The organism is Rhodocytophaga aerolata, from assembly GCF_030503435.1.
In the GTDB taxonomy this organism is placed as follows: domain Bacteria; phylum Bacteroidota; class Bacteroidia; order Cytophagales; family 172606-1; genus Rhodocytophaga; species Rhodocytophaga aerolata.
Genome location: NZ_JAUKPO010000014.1, coordinates 130,241 through 147,684 on the forward strand (window position 1 = coordinate 130,241; position 17,444 = coordinate 147,684).

The following is a 17,444-nucleotide window of genomic DNA, read 5'->3' on the forward strand; positions in this document are numbered from 1 at the left end:
TGTATAAACAAGTATTAAAAGTCATATCCAAAGGTTAGATAATACTTGGGGCCACTTACTACAAAATCTTCAACACCCCAGGCTACATCAAACTTAAGATAATATCCCAATAACAATGTACGAATACCAGCCCCGTGGCCAGATAAGAATGGATTTTTAAAATTAGTTACTGTAGCCCGGAATGGATTGTTGTCACCTCCTTCAATCCGGGTATTCAAACTGTTCTGGCGGCTAAAAGGCCCTTTTCCTGTCCAGGCGGCTCCTATGTCGGTAAAGGCAACAAGCTGTAGGTTCTTGAAGAAATTAGAGGTAATAGGCCCTCTGTAAAAATATTTAACGATAGGAAACCTGAACTCGGCATTAAACAATCCAAAGTTGTTACCAAATAACTTATTGTAATTAAAACCACGCAGAGGGGTTACAAATTCCATAAAAAGCTGGTCGCGTCTGTCTGCTGCATAATCATAATAGGCTAATAAATCACCTCTTCCTTGATTATCCCGCTGATTAAATATCCAGTTGTCCATACCACCCATTACATAATTTCGCCGGGCTTTGCCACCAAATACCCCATATGCCAGACGGGTAGCAAAAATAATATCACGGTGAATTTTCTGATAGTTCCGCAGGTCAATACTCAAATTGTCGAAACTTTCATTAGGCGTATTGGCTGCCATATAATTTTCATACCTGATTTTCATCCGGGTGCCTTCTATCATGTTCAAACCATTGATTGTGGTGTTGTCGAATACATATTCTGCCCGTACACCGCCATATAACGTGTTGGCATCGGGAAGTACGCCCGAGCCACCAATATATAAAGGATTGCCTATGGTATTAGTAAATCTGGCATTTGCTAAGAACGGTGCCACTGTAACACGGCTGGATACAGAAAATGGATATGAAACCGGGAACTGGAGTTTGTTTAGGTTGTAGCGTTGGAATATACTGGAACTATTAACAAAAATTGTTTTTTTATCAAAGCGTACACCAAAATCAATCTGGTGCTTCAAATATTGATATTCTCCAAAGAAATTACTGCTTCGTAAATCAGTGATGGCCAATACGCCCCCATATATTTTATGATCTTCCAGGATGTCATTCATGTTTATCGTAAATAACACACCAAGGCCTCTGAGAGGATCTATTAATACAGAGGATATAATATTATCTGCACTAAAGCGGCTTTTGTAAGGGAACGGGCCTTGCACACTTACATTCTGTCTTCTGGCATTGGCAGCTATTGGTGGGTTCAGTAAAGTCCGGCGTGAACGGTTTTCGCTTTCTTCCCGCTGTTTCTTTACATCAATATCAAACTGATAATTGTCTGTATCTACTTCGCCTTCTTCCAAAGCTAACCGGCTATCGGAGCTGTTAACCGGAGCTGCTGTAGAATCTCTCCGGGGTGCATTCGATGATGGCTGTATAGTAGACAATCTTCCTGGAGTTCCTCCGGCTGTTTCTTCCTGAATCTCACTGCGTCTGGTCCGTATGGCGCTAACCTGCTCATTAAAGTTAAAGTCTTTATCCAAGCCAATGTAGTTTCTGCCATTCCGGGTTAACATATATGCTAGACTATTGGTTGGTAAATTAACCGCATAGGCTTGTAACCCCTGCTGGAAACCCGTAACCTGCGATACGGAGTTGGTTGTTAAGTTAAATCTGTGCAATTGGTCTATCCCATTTTCATTACTCAGGAAAAATACTGCGCTGTCGCCGGCCACTACTGGCTGCGATTCATTTCCGGCAGAATTGGTAAGCCGCCGTAAAAGGGTAGTTGATTGATCGGGATTGAATACATACAGATCAAAATTATTATCCAAGATCTGAAAACCGGTTTTACCTGTACTTAAAGAATCGGTATTACGGTTAGAACTAAATACAAAAGCTGTTGTAGAATTGGAAAGGAATTTAGGCTCTTTATCATCGTAAATGTCATTTGTGATTTGCCGGATACTATTCCTGTTCAAATCAAAAATATATACATCGTTACGTCCGTTGCGCACAGCACTCATTACTACGGCTGTGCCATCGTCTGAAATATCAATGGATTTAACCTGAGTAAAGCTTTCCAGTGATTTTCTGGTTTTTTTGGTATTGGACTTAGAAAGATCCAGAAGATACAAGTAGTATTCCCCTTTATTTACTGTAACAACAGCCAATGCATTGTTATTTCTCCATTCTAACAAAGGCAATTCTTCATCGATGCGTTGGTTAATAACTTTGGAGCCGCCAGACATTACCCAACGGCTTTTTTTGCTGTCTGTATTCCGTACAATTACTTTGTATCTACCCTCATAATTTTGCGAATAAGCTATCTTTTTTCCGTCAGGGCTTGTTGCAAGCTGGTTATAAAGAAATTTATTGCGTTTGTTCCGCTTAATAATTAAGTCAGGTTCGGGTAATTTGTAGCTACTAGCTACGGTAGTGGCCATTGACGTGTAATAGTTGCGCCATTCACCCAGAAACTGATTATACGAAGGTATACCCAGGGTGCTAGTAATGCTGCTTTCTTCATTCCGGATAATCCGTGTTAAATTCAGAATATTGGATATATTGGATTTGCCGTACCTTTCGGCAATAAAATTCCAGATAGATTGGCCAATAAGTACAGCTCTGTCCCCAGAAAGCGTAGATGGCCGACGCAAATTTTTGTTAAGGGCTGCATCACGTATATAATCATCCATCTCCACACTCCAGCCTTCTGCTACATAAGCCGCTGCCCCAGACATAAACCAATCAGGAAGGGTAAGTAAATAAGAACTTTGTACCATATCCCGCAGGCTGCCTCCAAACATCATTTCCATAATAAACATGCGGGCAATGCCTAAACTGAGTTCTTTTTTGAATCCTGCCTGATCGCCAGGGTATGGTATTTCAACACGTGATTTTATAAAATTAGTCTGTCCGCCGATTACATACGTGTCATCCTCCAGACCGGCATTGCTTTGTTGCAGGTCAGTAATGGAGTTATAGATAAAGATTTTAGTCTTAGAATATGGGGTATATCCTAATATGTCGGCAATACGGTCGAAATCGGATTCGGCATAGCGGGCTGCAAAATTAGCTATTTCATTCCCTCCCTGATAATAATATATTTCAAAGTTGGTGGTCGTAAGCAGCTTCCATTCAAAATTCTTGTATTGAACCCGGTTTTTACCAAAGGTTTCCCAGGTGTTCTGTGCCTGGGTATGAAATGCGAATAAGCATAAGCCAACTATCAGACTACATAGTTGCTTACACTTAATAAACTTCGTAATCATATTTACGGTATATGGTTTAGATAGTACTAGTATTACTTAGATTTGTAATATAACGAAAAGTACCGGTTTATGTGTACTTCTTTATCCAATTCTTTGTTCTTGTTCAGGTGCTCCATAAAAAGATGTGCCAGATAGGGAGCCAGGGAAACTCCTTTGGTACCCAAACCATTGAAAATTCCAAAAACCGGATACTCCGGATGAAGACCTATAAACGGTCGGCGGTCAGCGCTGGCAGGTCGTATACCTGCCTGATGATCTATTATGGTAAACGGTACTTTTATCAACTCTTTTAGTTTATCTGTAAGTTCTTGTTCAGCTTCTTTGGTAGTTTCCCAGGTTAAATTATCCCACTCATACGTAGCTCCTACTTTGTATAAGTCATCCTGTAAAGGCAAGATGAAAATTCCCCGGTTAATTATATGATCCAGCTGTATACCCGGGATATGTACGATCAATAATTCACCCTTTACCTGCTCGAAAGGCAGCCAATGGAAATACGGATTTTTTGTGTTATAAGTGCCTTCACAAAACAATATTTTTTTTGCCTGTATGCCCTGCCAGACTACTTGTCCATCAAGCACTTCTACATCTGTATACGTGAAAACTTTTTGCAGGTAAGATTTCTGGTCTATCAAATATTTCTGGTGTGCCTGTAGCATAACCGGTATATCAATATAGCCAGAATGCTTAATAAGCATGCCTCCGTACGGATTATGTATAAACTTTGAATAAGCACTATTGTTTACCTGTGTATCTGTATAAGGAACAAGATCTGGTGAAGATGTTTTGGCTGTCCAGGAATTTTGCTCTTCTATGGTTTTATACGGCCGGTAAATAGGCATCGGATAGAAAAGTTTGGCACCCAGTACTTTTTCCATGCCGGTATAAAATGCCTCCAGAAATGGGAATATCTTATCGGCTTCCCAGGTTTTTACCAAACGTTTGCCCGTAACCGGATTAAAAATGCCAGCTGCTACCTGAGAGGAAGTATATGTTGAGCCACTATCAAGTACCATTACCTGGTATCCTTGCCGGATCAGCATATACGATAGTACAGTACCCGCTATACCTTGGCCAACTATAAGATAATCTACCTTCATGTCAAGAATAGTATATGGAAGTTTGAGTTAAACAAAATTCTTTGTCTAAAAAATTAAACGAACATACGCATTTAGCCGTACATCCAAAATGTTTAACCCATATACTGCCGAGTTAACGATTTACAAACCAGTATAGGTATTGATACAGGAGATCATAGTATGCAAACGAAAAGCAAATTTACCAGAGCCGGTCAACGCAGTGTATTCACGGTAAGCCCTGGAATTATTGGAATAAAAATGATATTTGTGAATGCTTATTTGGTAAGAGCCAATGAGTATTCCAATGCATGGGTGTTAGTAGATGCAGGGTTGAAGGGATATTCGGGTAAAATAAAAAAGGTAGCTGAGCAGTATTTTGGTGAAGGAAACCGGCCTGAAGCTATCTTATTAACCCACGGGCACTTCGACCATGTAGGATCATTAGTAGACCTTGCCCAGGAGTGGAACGTACCTATTTATGCACATCCCTTAGAGATGCCCTACGTTACTGGCCGTTCCAAATATCCGCCACCAGATCCTACAGTAGGAGGAGGAGCTATGGCATATCTAGCCTGGGCATATCCCAGAGGCCCGATAGATGTCAGCAAATATATACGCCCCTTGCCATTAGATGGCTCTGTGCCAGGTTTATCCGATTGGCGTTGGATTCACACGCCGGGACATACCGCAGGGCACGTTTCTTTTTTCCGGGAGTCGGACCGTACCTTAATAGCCGGAGATGCTTTTGTTACCAGACATGCAGAATCTGCTCTAGCAGTAATTACTCAGAAGAAGGAAGTACATGGACCACCTGCCTATTTCACCAGTGATTGGCGTGCTGCTCAATGGTCGGTGCAGGATTTAGCCAATCTGCATCCAAACACAGCAGCTACCGGCCATGGGATGCCCATGCGTGGACAAATATTACTGGAAGAATTAGAAAATCTATCAAAACATTTCGGCAAGCTAGCTGTTCCGGATAGAGGAAGATATGTGCCAAAACCTGCTGTAACAGATGAATATGGTATAGTTTCGGTGCCTCCGCCTATTATGAGCCAGACTGAAAAAGTACTGCTAAGTATTGGTTTTACCACCTTAGCGGCCGCAGTTCTTTTAGCATTCGTCCGGTATAAAAACACGGAATCACTATAGTCATTTAACATTTTCAGTAAGTAAACGTTAGAGGAGTTAAAAAAAATAATGTGCTCTTGTTTAATAAATTACAACAATAAAATAGTATATTTTGAAGTTTAAACACATATAAATTAGTCTATAACCCTTAACACCTTTACAACTTATGAAAATTGCGCTATTGTCCTTTTTAGCAGGATTGTTTTTTGTAGGAAGCCTGGCTGTGTATACCAAAGAGGCAATTATTAAAGATTATGGAAAAATCTTCACCGCAAAAGTAACTGCTGCCGGTGACCAGAAGAAGATTACAAAGGGCATAAAAAAATTGCCTGCCAGTCATTTTCTCGCAGACATGGTAAATAACAATCCTCGCATGATAGACTATCTGGTAGATAATTATACTACCTTGGATACAACAAAAATGAATTCCTTAACAGGTGATCCGGCTGCTTTAGACAAAGCCTATATTGCCTCTTTACAAGCAGATTCTACCTTTAATAAAGCTTTCATAGAAATGGCGGGCCATTTCTTGGCTTCTAAAGACAGTGAAATCAAAGGAGAAACCTTCACCAAGGATACAATGAGTGTGGATGAGCTGGCAACTATTGCCGCTAAATTTTTCCATGCAGATGCTGTAGGCGCAGATGGTAATATCAAATGGAAAATTGGTGCAGGCATTGATAATATGGCTCAACTTCAGGGAACTCCTCATCCTATTGCAGAAGCCTTCAGCTATGCTACCATATTGACCAACTACAACAAATCTGCCGGCATGAAAGATGATTTTATGAAAGGTGCCAGCCAGGTGCAGGGTGAGCAGAAAGTAGTAGTAGGAAGTATAAGCGATACTACCTTAATGGCTGTACGGAAAGGCGTAAATGATTTTATGGCTAATAGCGCCGGCTTAAAACAAGCATTGCAGCAAGAATATGAGACTAAAAAAGACGTGCTGAATTTTGTATTATCTGGTAGCAATGCAAATGATGCCGATGATAAAGATATAGAGCCTAAAGAAAACGCTGCCGAAGGAGACACCACCAAACCGGCAGACAATAAAAATTAAACCTTAAGTAAGCCATAAAAAAAGCCACTCCAGGGTATGGAGTGGCTTTTTTGTTTTTTCTTTTTTATATTATGACTCTATAACAACAAAACGATCCCATTTATTGCATGCTTGAAAAATAGTTGCATTATTTTTCAAAATAATATATATTCAAATCATAGAGTTTATCCATGCTATAAAGTCACGGTTTTGTAGATCGCCATATATACTAACCGGTAATTCTGTAAATATAACTATCGCTCCTACTATGAAGACAAAGCACGTATACGAAATGGCCGTAATTCCTATTGGCTCCCTTAACACAATCCGCAAAAAAGAAACCCATTATGCGTATTTCTCAAATTTGCGAAAAACCATCGAGTGCCTGACAAGCGTGCTGGCATTAAACGGATGGCCCATACGCGTAACATATTCATCGGTGTACAGAAGCCTGCAATTAAGAGACAAGTATACCCGGGACTTTGAAGTGGGAGGTAATAAGGTTTTCCGGGTACAAATTGTCACCAAAGAGCTTAATCCGGCCCTAACTACGCTAGGTATTGAAGAAATGCCTTACAACCGCGTAAAATAACCAAAGCAAACGTATGCATGCCTGTCTGATGGCTAGTGGCTATGCTTTTCTGCAAACTCCTTCAGCGTTACTGTAGGTCTGCCTAATTCCTCCCAGGTAACCTTTGCTGTAAATTTCTCCGGATAATTATTTAATGCCTCTATAATATGTACACCATAATGGATTTGCAGACTGAAATTGCCCAGAATCTTCAGTAAACCTAAAGGAGCCTTTAGTACATGTAGGTTAGCCTTGGTATAATTGGATATAAATACTTTTGCTGCCTGGTCAGCCGTGTAAGGTTCCAAGCCTTGCACTACATACTCTTTGCTTTCTCCCTGGTAATTTTTAAAAGCGCTGGCCACTTGTTTTCCATAATCTTCCGCTGCTATATAATACATCGGCGCATGCGATGTTCCGGCAAGTAATATATTGTTTCCACGCCGGTAGGTATATAAAAAATTATCCATAAACGTGGAAGGATAAAAAATCAGGTAAGGTATACCAGACTGTTTTATTTTACGTACAGCTTGCTGCTTTACATCAAATACCCACCATTGAAACCCATTCATTCCCTGGTAATTCATAACCACCGAAGAAATCAGGCTAATACACCGAATGCCAGTCTGATGAGCTGCTTCTAGTAAATTATTCAGGCCTTCTCTCTCCGGTAACCACACATGAGGCTTAGCCGATTGTGGTATATTTAGATTACAATAAACAGCTTCTTGTCCGGTGAAGGCTTTAATTAAGCTGCTTTTGTTATGCAAATCTCCTTCTATAACAGATGCAGCCGGGAAAAGGAGTTTCGCTTTTTCTATATCCCGGGCTACAATGGTAACCTTGAAACCTGCCGTAAGTAATTCCTGGGTAACTGGCTTTCCTAACATGCCTGTTGCTCCGATAATAACTATTTTAGAAATTGGCTGCATCAATTAAAAGTGGGAATCTGGTACACTAGATATCTGCTTTCAATATATTCTTTTCTTTTCATCGGAGTGTAAGATCTATAAAAAACTTCTGCTAGCTACGGCATATAAACTCTCACCAGTTATAAAGTATAGATACAATGCCTGAACTTGACAATGAACATGCGTATATAAATAATTGTTGACAATGCTAAGTATATACATAAGACCCATTATTGCTTTATGTCACCTACTAATCGCTACAATAACATAGATAATATATTTTTAACTGATCCTACCTGTTAAAGTATATATGCCAACAACAATTTAGCCTGTAAAGAGTAGTTAGGATCAGGCAAAAAAATAGTTTAATTCAACTATTAATTCTTGGTAAGTAGCGACAACCTGTATTCATGCTACCCAGATAAGAAGCAAGCATAGAAAAAGACATTTTCTATATATCAAATAAAGCCGGAGGAACTGGAAAGTAAGTTTTTAGGCGCTTATGTACATAGGTATTGCTATACAGCTAGTTTTACATGCTTTCTCACTCCTACAGGTTATACTTATATTTCCTTCGCTACTGTTTTTTTGGATGCTATGGCTCTACCTGGTAAATTCAATCAGAATATTATCAGGCAAAAACATATGTTTCTCAATCATTTAAGAAATCCGTTTATCAACTTACAGACCAGTGAGGCAAATTTCAATAAACTGGCAGCCACACATCTGGAACGTTTAAAAGCGAATAATACCGGCAACAGGTTTGAAAGTTTAATCTTACAGACAGAACCCCTGTATCAGGCCTATATTAGTACAATAACTACTAGCAGCGGCACAAGTTCTACCAAAGAAAGTAAAACAGTAAGCACAAACGAGGCTATCGCCAATTTAAAAACCTATATATCCCGGAAAGAAGGCGTAATTGCTGATAAATTTCCTAAAAAAACATCTGTTTACCAGGAGTTTTTTCCGCTGGGGTTGAGTGAGTACCGCTTAGCTTCTAAAAAGAATATTCAATTACTGGCCGAACGTTTTATAAAAGCGGCACAGCTACATAGTGCTACCGTAGGCAAAGAAATAGCGAAAGAAGCACAAAGTTTATTAGATATTTATACAGCCAGCCGCACGCAGCAATTACAAGCCATCGGAAGTGTAAAAGGCATGTCTGGCGAAAGCAAAGCGCGTAAAAAAGCATTAGCACTTCAGCTATATAAAAACTTGCTGCATATATTATTAGAAAATGTAGAACAGACTGATCAGGTAAAAACCTATTTTGATATTTCTTTTTTACGAAAAACCCGCCGGGAAGAAAAAAGTATAGCAGCTTAGAAGTAACAGATAGGTAAGAGAAAGTATCGTATGAAAAATACCATCGTATTCTCCTATCATAAGCTTTTGAAAGCAGACATAATTATTGCTAAGAAGCTGCGTAGATTAGCTTTGTTTTTAATAAAACACTTGCCAAAACCGGCATTGCTTTTCTGCAATTCATTCTCTTTGTAAGTGAATAAGTATCTCTCCTGGTAGTAGATACTAAACAAACTAATTACAGGCATGCACTAATTTATAGCATCATAGGTCCTGCAATACCTGTATGATAATCAATTTTTTCGTAATAAATTTCATTTAAATACTTAGTACATTTGCATTGATGAAAATAGGAATATTTTTCGGAGGTCAGTCCCGGGAACGTGAGATCTCCTTCGCCGGTGGCAGAACCGTATACGACAACCTGAATAAAAGTTTATTTGAAGCCATACCTGTATTTGTAGACAGTTTAGGCAACTTTATATTATTAAACTGGGAGTATATTTATAAAGGTACTATCCGCGATTTTTATCCGCCTGTAGGTGCACTACCAGCTTCTACTCATCAATTCCAGATATATATTGAGTCGTTAGGAGAGTTGAGCCATGAGGAATATGAGTCAATCATTAATCAGGTAGGCAAAAAAATCAGTCCGGATGAGTTCAAACACTATTTTGATTTTGCCTTCCTTACCTTGCATGGACCTTTTGGGGAAGATGGTAATATACAAGGCTTATTAGAATGGTATAATATTCCGTATTCTGGTTCAGGTATTCTTTCTTCGGCTATTGGTATAAACAAGCAAGTACAGAAAGACCTTATGCGGAATGCCGGTTTTGCTTCTCCTAAAACAGCTACCTTTACCCGCAAAGAGTGGCTCAGTACAGAATATAAGGGTGATCTATTGGAGAAGCTTGTTCACAAAATAGGGCTTCCGTTTGTAATTAAAGCCCCTAACCAGGGATCTTCTATAGGCGTGTCTGTCCTTTCTGAAAAAGATAATGAACGTTTTGTAGCAGCCGTAAACCGGAGTTTATTTATTCAAGAAGTGTATGCCAGTACATGGAATGAGTACTCGGAAACACAAAAAGTGAAATTTATCACTACATTGGCAGATATCCGGGAAGGTATTGGTCTGCCAATATATGCCAATGACCAGTTAATCTATCACCCGGAAGATCTATTCAATTACCTGAATACGACCAAGGCTGAGAAAACAGTATTGATGAACGTAAATGGCGAAGAGTCTGTGTTGCTGGAATCGTTTATCCCCGGCAAAGAGTTTTCGTGTATTGTGGTGCAGGATGAAAATGGCAAACCTATTGCTCTGCCGCCTACCGAGATCATTAAAGGTACCGACCTGTTTGATTACCGTTCCAAATACCTGCCAGGTATGAGCCGCAAGGTAACCCCTATCAACATTCCCGATGCACATATTGAAAAAATCAGAACAGAATGCTGCCGTTTGTTTGAGCAATTGCAGTTTAATGTATATGCCCGGATAGATGGCTTCGTTAATAGCCTGGGAGAAGTATTTTTGAACGATCCAAATACCACATCTGGTATGCTTCCTTCTTCTTTCTTCTTCCATCAGGCAGCAGAAATAGGCTTAAATCCATCCCAGTTCTTAACCTATATTATCCGTACATCTATTGCTGAACGGATTAAAACCGGGAAAGCCAATATCCGCTTACAAAAAAGTTTAGATGCCTTAGATGCCAACATACTGGCCCTGCAAACTGCTTCTACCGAAAAGATCCGGGCAGCTGTGATTATGGGAGGTTTTTCATCAGAAAGACATATCTCCGTAGAAAGCGGCCGCAACATCTATGAAAAGCTAAGTTCTTCTGTTAAATACCAACCAATTCCTGTTTTCCTCACTGGTAATGAGCAGCAACATGAGTTATATGTGATGCCTATCAATATTATGCTGAAAGATAATGCTGATGATATCCGGGAGAAAGTGCATGCACCGAATGAGAAGCATCCGGTAATTAAACGCATTGTAGCAGAAGCCAAAGGGATTACCAGCAAATATGTAGGCAATGCCATTGAGTATCCGCAAGCTATCGGGTATGAAGAATTAGCAGAGATGGTTGATGTCGTATTTATTGCTTTGCACGGAAGACCAGGAGAAGACGGTGCTGTACAAACCGAACTGGAAAGAGTAGGACTTCCCTACAATGGATCTGGTGTAGAAAGCTCACGCATTACTATTAACAAATACGAAACCAACCGTTTGCTTCGTCAGCATGGCATTTCAGTAGCTAACCATACCTTAGTTTATAAAAATGAATGGCAGGCAAATCAAGAAGGGCTGATTAAAAAAATTGAATCGGAATTTAATTATCCGATTATTGCCAAGCCTGCCGATGATGGGTGTAGTTCAGCTGTAAAGAAGATTAAGAACCGGCAAGAGTTAATTGCTTTTGCACAGATGATGTTCCGCGAAACACCAGAGTTCCTATCTGGTCCGGTACAAGTGCTTTCCCTTAAGCGGAATGAAGAGTTCCCGCAAAAGAGTTACTTCCTGATCGAAGATTTAATCACTGCCAATGGAGCTAAGCATTTTCTGGAAGTTACCGGTGGTTTGCTTACCAAACTGGATGACCAAGGAAATCTGGTGTATGAAGTATTTGAGCCTTCCGAAACCTTAGCTGTAGGCGAAGTACTGTCTCTGGAAGAAAAATTCCTGGCAGGCGAAGGACAGAACATTACTCCGGCCCGGTACGCTAAAGATAAAGAAGCTAGTAAAATTATCTCGGCGCAGGTACGGGAAACCTTAAAGAAAGCTGCACAAATATTGCAGGTAGAAGGGTATGCCCGTATAGATGCTTTTGTGCGGATTTATGAGAATAACCGGGCAGAGACTATTATTATCGAAGTAAACTCTTTACCTGGTATGACACCAGCAACTTGTATCTTCCACCAGACTGCATTAAATGGCTATAAGCCGTATCATTTCATAGATGCGATTCTGGATTTTGGTATGAAGAAAAGAGCTTTAAGTAATGGATAACGCGTAATGACCAGTGATTAATTAATCATTGTGTGGTCGTTATATTAATTGTTTGTCAGCAATCGTTATTTTTACTAATCATTAATTACTAATCATTCGTCAATCTAAAATGATTTATATTAAAACAAATTCTTTTAAAGATGTACTGATACATGTGGGTATTATGCTTAGCATACTAGCCATTATTGTATTAGGATTCTTTTTCGTGTACCTGCCTAATACTACCAATCATCTGGAATCTATTACCGTACCTGATCTTACCGGGATGAAGGTGGCAGATGTAGAAGCTTTTCTGGAAGATCATGATCTGCGGTATGAAATTAACGATTCTACCTTTTTGCTGAATAAGCCGCCATCTATTGTGCTTACGCAATATCCCAAGTCAGGGGAGAAGGTGAAAGAGAACCGCAAAATCTATATCACTGTTACCACCAATAATCCGCCGAATGTGGAAATGCCCAAAGTGGTGGATATTTCGCTGAAAAGTGCCGAGATGTTGTTGCAGAGTTATGAGTTACAAGTAGGAAAAATTAAATATGTCCCACATCTTGCTCAAAACTTAGTATTAAAACAAGAATTTAAAGGCAAAGAAATAAAAGTTGGTGACCGTATTCCAAAAGGCTCTACCATTGACTTAACCGTTGCTGATGGCCGGGGTAACACAGATTTCCAGATTCCGGATGTGGTAGGTAAAACCTATGAAGAAGCAAAATTAATTATTGAAGGATCAAACCTGGTAATTGGTAGCATATTGCCTCCTGGTACCGAACCTGCGCCAGATAGTAAAGTAGTAAGGCAGAATCCGGCAGCGGTGCAAGGCAATACCATCCGTGAAGGCGAAGTAATGGATATATGGCTGGAGACTTCCGGTACTCCGCCCGCTAATTAGGTTGATCTGCAAATGAAAAGATGTAGCGGATAAGGAAATAGTGTTTTTTTCGTTATCTCTCCGTAATTCCTCCTCATGACTACGTACCAGTACCCTAACGTATATGTACCAGATAGCGCAAGACAGAAAGCTTGCGCTATTTCTGTTCCTATGAAGGTAATTCTTAGCAAAAGTATACTTTTTATTTGTTGCTGGGTAAGTATATGCTTCCCTGCCTTTGCGCAGTTGGAAGTATTTCCCCTTCAACATCCGGTTACCCAAAAAGCAAGTGCTTCCCTTCGAAATGCCAGAGTACAAGCAGATACCATCGGCTTGCCCTTTTTTGATGATTTTTCTACCTATGCTGCGAATGGAAGTTTTCCGGATATAAATCTATGGCATAGTAAAGGTGGTGCGGTAGTAAATACTAACTATGCAGTAAACCCACCCAGCAAAGGAGTAGCTACGCTAGATGGACTAAACTTTCTGGGCAGACCTTATAATTTTGATCAACGGCTTGCCCAGATTTCCGCTGATACTCTTACTTCAAAGTCCATCAACTTGGCCGGGCTGGAGAATGCAGGCGTATTTTTAAGCTTTTTCTGGCAAGCCACCGGATTGGGAGAAGTTCCGGATGCCACAGATTCACTGGTACTGGAGTTTAAAGACGTAAATAGTGTATGGCAGGTAGTACGCAGTTTTAAAGGAATAACTACAGTCAGTTTTCAACAAGAGATAGTTGGGGTAGCATCTCCTGGGTATTTTCATAGTGGGTTCCAGTTCCGTTTCAGGGCTTTTGGCCGCCCATCGGGGGCTTACGATACCTGGCATATAGATTATGTGTACCTAAACCGGGGCAGAAATGCCAATGATATCTATGTGCGGGATGTGGCCCTTACCAATCCATTAAGTTCACTACTGAACACGTATACAGCCATGCCCCTAGTACAGTACCGGGCTAATCCTGCAGGTCTATTAGTGCCAGAAATGCGTACATCTATTTATAACTTGCAGTTCAGAGGTATATTTGCTCCTTATACCTTTTCTGTCCGAAACTTGCTAGGCAATGAGGCGCCCTATATATTTTCCAGACCAGTGGCCGATATTCCGGTAGAGTCCCGTCAAACGCAGGAAATTGCAGCTCCTATACCTGCTGACCTTATCAGCCGTTTTTCAGGAGATTCCTTAAGGCTCCAATATACTTTCCAGATCAATGCTGGAGACGATGCCACGGCCATTCCCCCAATTGACTTACGGCGGAATGATACCATCTCGGGAATTACTGTGTTAAAAGATTATTATGCCTATGATGATGGCACGGCAGAATATGGCGTAGGCGTAAGGCAAAGGCAAGGACGGGTAGCCAGTAAGTTTTATGTAAATACGCCTGATACTATTTCGGCGGTGCGCATCTATTTTACCCAACTGGAGACTAATCAGCGGGGACAAACATTTGTACTCCGGGTATGGAGCCAGCTGGATAACTTACAAAGTTCTGTATTATATGAAAAAAGTGAACCTGTACGATTTGCTGATACATTGAATAAATTTATAGAATACAAGTTGTTGCCGGCAATTATCGTATCGGACACTTTTTATGTAGGGTGGCAGCAGAATACAAATGATATATTGGCTGTGGGCCTGGATAAAAACACCGATTCAGGTAGCCAGTTGTTCTATAATACAGCCGATGAATGGATACAGAATACCACAGTGCAAGGTAGTGCCATGATTCGTCCGGTATTTGGGCAGGTGACTACAGTAGGTATTGATGAGCAAGAAGAGGAGCAACTAGCCAAAGCTTTTGTGCTCTATCCTAACCCTGCCAGTGACAGAATATCCTGGGAGTTTCCTGGAGTTTCGCAAATACAGGTTTTTGATATACTGGGAAGACAAGTAACAAGACGGGTGTATACACCCGATGCTCAACTTACGTTAGACGTTTCAGACCTGGTTAATGGAATGTATGTATTACATATCAGGCTGAACAACCGTACCATCATCCGGAAAATTATGGTGCAGAAGTAATTATTTGTAGATGGAAGAATCTGAATCTTCTTCTTTAGTACTATCTACAGTTATGGGCATTGCTGTATTTAGATTGGTGGAAACACTTTGTTGCGGATAAACAATAACAAAACTGATATCATCAAAATCCCTGGCCAGTTTCTTAGGAATTCTATCCAGTACAGTCGTATAGGAAACTGTTTCCTGCCGGGCACTCACTACCATAAACAGATCACTCGTTGTAATTTCTTTTCCCAGATCAGAGAAGTGTTCCCAATCATCAAATGTTTTAAAACTAGCTTCAATCGTTGGTTTAGAGGCATTTAAAACGGATTGCAAAGCTCCGGCTGTTTTAACGGTCGAATAGAATTGTACTTTGGTGCCAATCTGCCGGGCGATAACTCTGATATTATTTACCCAGCCAAAAAATCCTTTTTCTTTTTCAGCATTAGGGGCTACGGCAACTATCAACCGTTCCATAGTGTTGAGCGGATGCAGTATTTTACATACCATAATCATCTGGTGACTTTCCTCCAGTAGATTATCCAATATACTGCCAAACATTCGCTCTCGGGCCGTTACTTTGCCATTCCAGCCGATCACTACTTCTGTAATCATGAGCTCACGCATGGCACGTAAAATTCCACTGGCAATGTTAATATCTATCCGGGACACTAATTGTACGGCATTTTCTGTAGCTGAGGCATGTAAAATAGCTTTTTGCAGCATTTTGTTGCTTGCCATCAGCTGTGCATCAGTGTCTTCGGCATCTTTTACTACGGCCAGAGGATAAATTGGCTCATGCGAATGAGGTTCTTTAATCAGAATGGCAAAATCTATCAAATGCTCAATGGTTGCCGGGTTGGAAATAGGCACTAGAATCCGGTTAGGCGAACTGCTCAGGTCGGGCATTTGCTGGCTTTCAATAATAGCTAACTTTCTGCCGGCTTTTTCCACCACCAGTGAACTGACCACACATGTTACCAGGATCATAAGTATTGTTCCATTCAATACATTTTCATTCAAAATACCTAAATCATAGCCTATCAATACGGCAGTAAGGGTTGCTGCGGCTCTGGCATTGCTTAACCCAAAAATTACATTCCGTTCGGCTACAGAGTAGTTAAATAACTTTTGGGTAAAAAATGCTGCCAGCCATTTGCCTGCATTGGCAATAATGATCATCGTAATGGCTACTATCCAGGCTTCTAGTCCATTTACCAATACTCTCAGATCAACCAGCATCCCCACTGAAATAAGGAAAAACGGTATAAAAAGTGCATTTCCTACAAATTCTATCCGGTTCATCAGGGGAGAGCTGTGAGGAATAAGTCTGTTGAGAACCAGTCCTGCTAAAAAAGCCCCAATGATGGGCTCAAGTCCGGCTACTTCAGCTAAAAACGCTGTAGCAAACACGGCAGCTAATACGAAAATATATTGAGATACTCCTTCACTTTGCACATTCCGGAAAAACCACTTTCCCAGCCGCGGCAATCCCCATACTATTACAAACACATAAATAGCCATAGAAACAACTAACCTGATCCAGAAAGCAGAATTGAGCTGTCCACGGGCAGAGTCTGCAATAACTGCCAGGACAAGCAAAGAGAGCAGGTCAGCTACAATAGTGCCGCCCACTGTAATGGTAGCCGAACGGCTTTTAGTAATACCCAGTTTGCTGGCTATGGGATATGCTAGCAAGGTGTGCGAACCCAGCATGCTTCCAAATAAAATTGAAGCGGGTATGCTGAACTTCAGAAAATAATATCCGGCAACAAACCCAAAAATCTGAGAAACCAGGAAAGATAACACCCCAAAAATGATGCTTTTATTCCGGTTCTTTTTAAAGTCATTCATGTCTATCTCCAGACCGGCAATAAACATAATGTATAGTAAGCCAACCGTGCCAAATAAAACAATGCTGATATCTCTATTTAATAAGTGAAACCCGTTGGGGCCAATAAGTATCCCTGATAATATAAGGCCTATAATCCCCGGTAGGCGTAATTTACTGGCCAGTAACGGGGCAAAGAGAATGATAAGCAGTACAAGTGTAAATACAAGAACAGGTTCCTTAAAAGGCAATTCAAACGAAATATTCAATAACTGCATAGAGTAAGTTAGGTTATAAATGCTGATTACCGGAAGAAATAAATCCTTTACCTAGTGTAAATCATTTGAACAGGTGGCCGACGCCGGAAATTAATAGCTGTTATAGGTAGCTTTTTTATGCCCACGAATATAT

The 17,444-nt window shown here is 40.4% G+C and carries 11 protein-coding genes; 7 read left to right on the forward strand and 4 right to left on the reverse strand.

The features are described from left to right. Nucleotides 1-14 precede the first annotated feature (14 nt). On the reverse strand, nucleotides 15-3,263 hold the full coding sequence (locus tag Q0590_RS21580) for a hypothetical protein (protein WP_302039683.1): 3,249 nt from the start codon (nucleotides 3,261-3,263) through the stop codon (nucleotides 15-17). A gap of 32 nt (nucleotides 3,264-3,295) precedes the next feature. Next, nucleotides 3,296-4,363, reverse strand: coding sequence for an NAD(P)/FAD-dependent oxidoreductase (locus Q0590_RS21585; RefSeq protein ID WP_302039684.1), 1,068 nt, complete (start codon nucleotides 4,361-4,363; stop codon nucleotides 3,296-3,298). A 159-nt stretch (nucleotides 4,364-4,522) separates the two neighbouring features. Between Q0590_RS21585 and Q0590_RS21590 the strand changes: the two genes are divergently transcribed. From Q0590_RS21590 to Q0590_RS21600, 3 genes are all read left to right on the forward strand, one after another. Further along, on the forward strand, nucleotides 4,523-5,494 hold the full coding sequence (locus Q0590_RS21590) for an MBL fold metallo-hydrolase (RefSeq protein ID WP_302039685.1): 972 nt from the start codon (nucleotides 4,523-4,525) through the stop codon (nucleotides 5,492-5,494). Between the two features lie 145 nt (nucleotides 5,495-5,639). Beyond that, nucleotides 5,640-6,536, forward strand: a complete 897-nt coding sequence (locus Q0590_RS21595) for a hypothetical protein (RefSeq protein ID WP_302039686.1) — start codon at nucleotides 5,640-5,642, stop codon at nucleotides 6,534-6,536. A gap of 247 nt (nucleotides 6,537-6,783) precedes the next feature. Beyond that, a complete protein-coding gene (locus Q0590_RS21600; protein ID WP_302039687.1) occupies nucleotides 6,784-7,107 on the forward strand; it encodes a hypothetical protein in 324 nt (107 codons plus the stop codon). A 32-nt stretch (nucleotides 7,108-7,139) separates the two neighbouring features. Here the strand turns inward: Q0590_RS21600 and Q0590_RS21605 are convergent, their stop codons facing one another. Beyond that, a complete protein-coding gene (locus Q0590_RS21605; RefSeq protein ID WP_302039688.1) occupies nucleotides 7,140-8,018 on the reverse strand; it encodes an SDR family oxidoreductase in 879 nt (292 codons plus the stop codon). 624 nt (nucleotides 8,019-8,642) lie between these two features. On the opposite strand from Q0590_RS21605, the gene Q0590_RS21610 reads away from it, so the two are divergent. From Q0590_RS21610 to Q0590_RS21625, 4 genes are all read left to right on the forward strand, one after another. Next, on the forward strand, nucleotides 8,643-9,326 hold the full coding sequence (locus Q0590_RS21610; RefSeq protein ID WP_302039689.1) for a hypothetical protein: 684 nt from the start codon (nucleotides 8,643-8,645) through the stop codon (nucleotides 9,324-9,326). Between the two features lie 322 nt (nucleotides 9,327-9,648). Then, nucleotides 9,649-12,324 (forward strand): D-alanine--D-alanine ligase family protein, encoded by a 2,676-nt coding sequence (locus tag Q0590_RS21615; RefSeq protein WP_302039690.1) that lies wholly within the window; start codon nucleotides 9,649-9,651, stop codon nucleotides 12,322-12,324. Nucleotides 12,325-12,433: 109 nt separating this feature from the next. Beyond that, nucleotides 12,434-13,213 (forward strand): PASTA domain-containing protein, encoded by a 780-nt coding sequence (locus Q0590_RS21620; protein WP_302039691.1) that lies wholly within the window; start codon nucleotides 12,434-12,436, stop codon nucleotides 13,211-13,213. Between the two features lie 150 nt (nucleotides 13,214-13,363). After that, nucleotides 13,364-15,220, forward strand: a complete 1,857-nt coding sequence (locus Q0590_RS21625; RefSeq protein WP_302039692.1) for a T9SS type A sorting domain-containing protein — start codon at nucleotides 13,364-13,366, stop codon at nucleotides 15,218-15,220. Here Q0590_RS21625 and Q0590_RS21630 read toward each other — a convergent pair whose 3' ends face one another. Beyond that, the gene (locus tag Q0590_RS21630) at nucleotides 15,221-17,311 is read right to left on the reverse strand and encodes a cation:proton antiporter (protein ID WP_302039693.1); all 2,091 of its coding nucleotides are present in this window, start codon (nucleotides 17,309-17,311) and stop codon (nucleotides 15,221-15,223) included. It abuts the gene before it with no gap. Nucleotides 17,312-17,444: the final 133 nt, after the last annotated feature.

Coding starts and splice junctions, on each gene's coding strand:
- Q0590_RS21630 (WP_302039693.1), bottom strand. CDS start 17,311: ATGCAGTTATTGAATATTTCGTTTGAATTGCCTTTTAAGGAACCTGTT.
- Q0590_RS21615 (WP_302039690.1), top strand. CDS start 9,649: ATGAAAATAGGAATATTTTTCGGAGGTCAGTCCCGGGAACGTGAGATC.
- Q0590_RS21590 (WP_302039685.1), top strand. CDS start 4,523: ATGCAAACGAAAAGCAAATTTACCAGAGCCGGTCAACGCAGTGTATTC.
- Q0590_RS21595 (WP_302039686.1), top strand. CDS start 5,640: ATGAAAATTGCGCTATTGTCCTTTTTAGCAGGATTGTTTTTTGTAGGA.
- Q0590_RS21605 (WP_302039688.1), bottom strand. CDS start 8,018: ATGCAGCCAATTTCTAAAATAGTTATTATCGGAGCAACAGGCATGTTA.
- Q0590_RS21620 (WP_302039691.1), top strand. CDS start 12,434: ATGATTTATATTAAAACAAATTCTTTTAAAGATGTACTGATACATGTG.
- Q0590_RS21585 (WP_302039684.1), bottom strand. CDS start 4,363: ATGAAGGTAGATTATCTTATAGTTGGCCAAGGTATAGCGGGTACTGTA.
- Q0590_RS21600 (WP_302039687.1), top strand. CDS start 6,784: ATGAAGACAAAGCACGTATACGAAATGGCCGTAATTCCTATTGGCTCC.
- Q0590_RS21580 (WP_302039683.1), bottom strand. CDS start 3,263: ATGATTACGAAGTTTATTAAGTGTAAGCAACTATGTAGTCTGATAGTT.
- Q0590_RS21625 (WP_302039692.1), top strand. CDS start 13,364: ATGAAGGTAATTCTTAGCAAAAGTATACTTTTTATTTGTTGCTGGGTA.
- Q0590_RS21610 (WP_302039689.1), top strand. CDS start 8,643: ATGTTTCTCAATCATTTAAGAAATCCGTTTATCAACTTACAGACCAGT.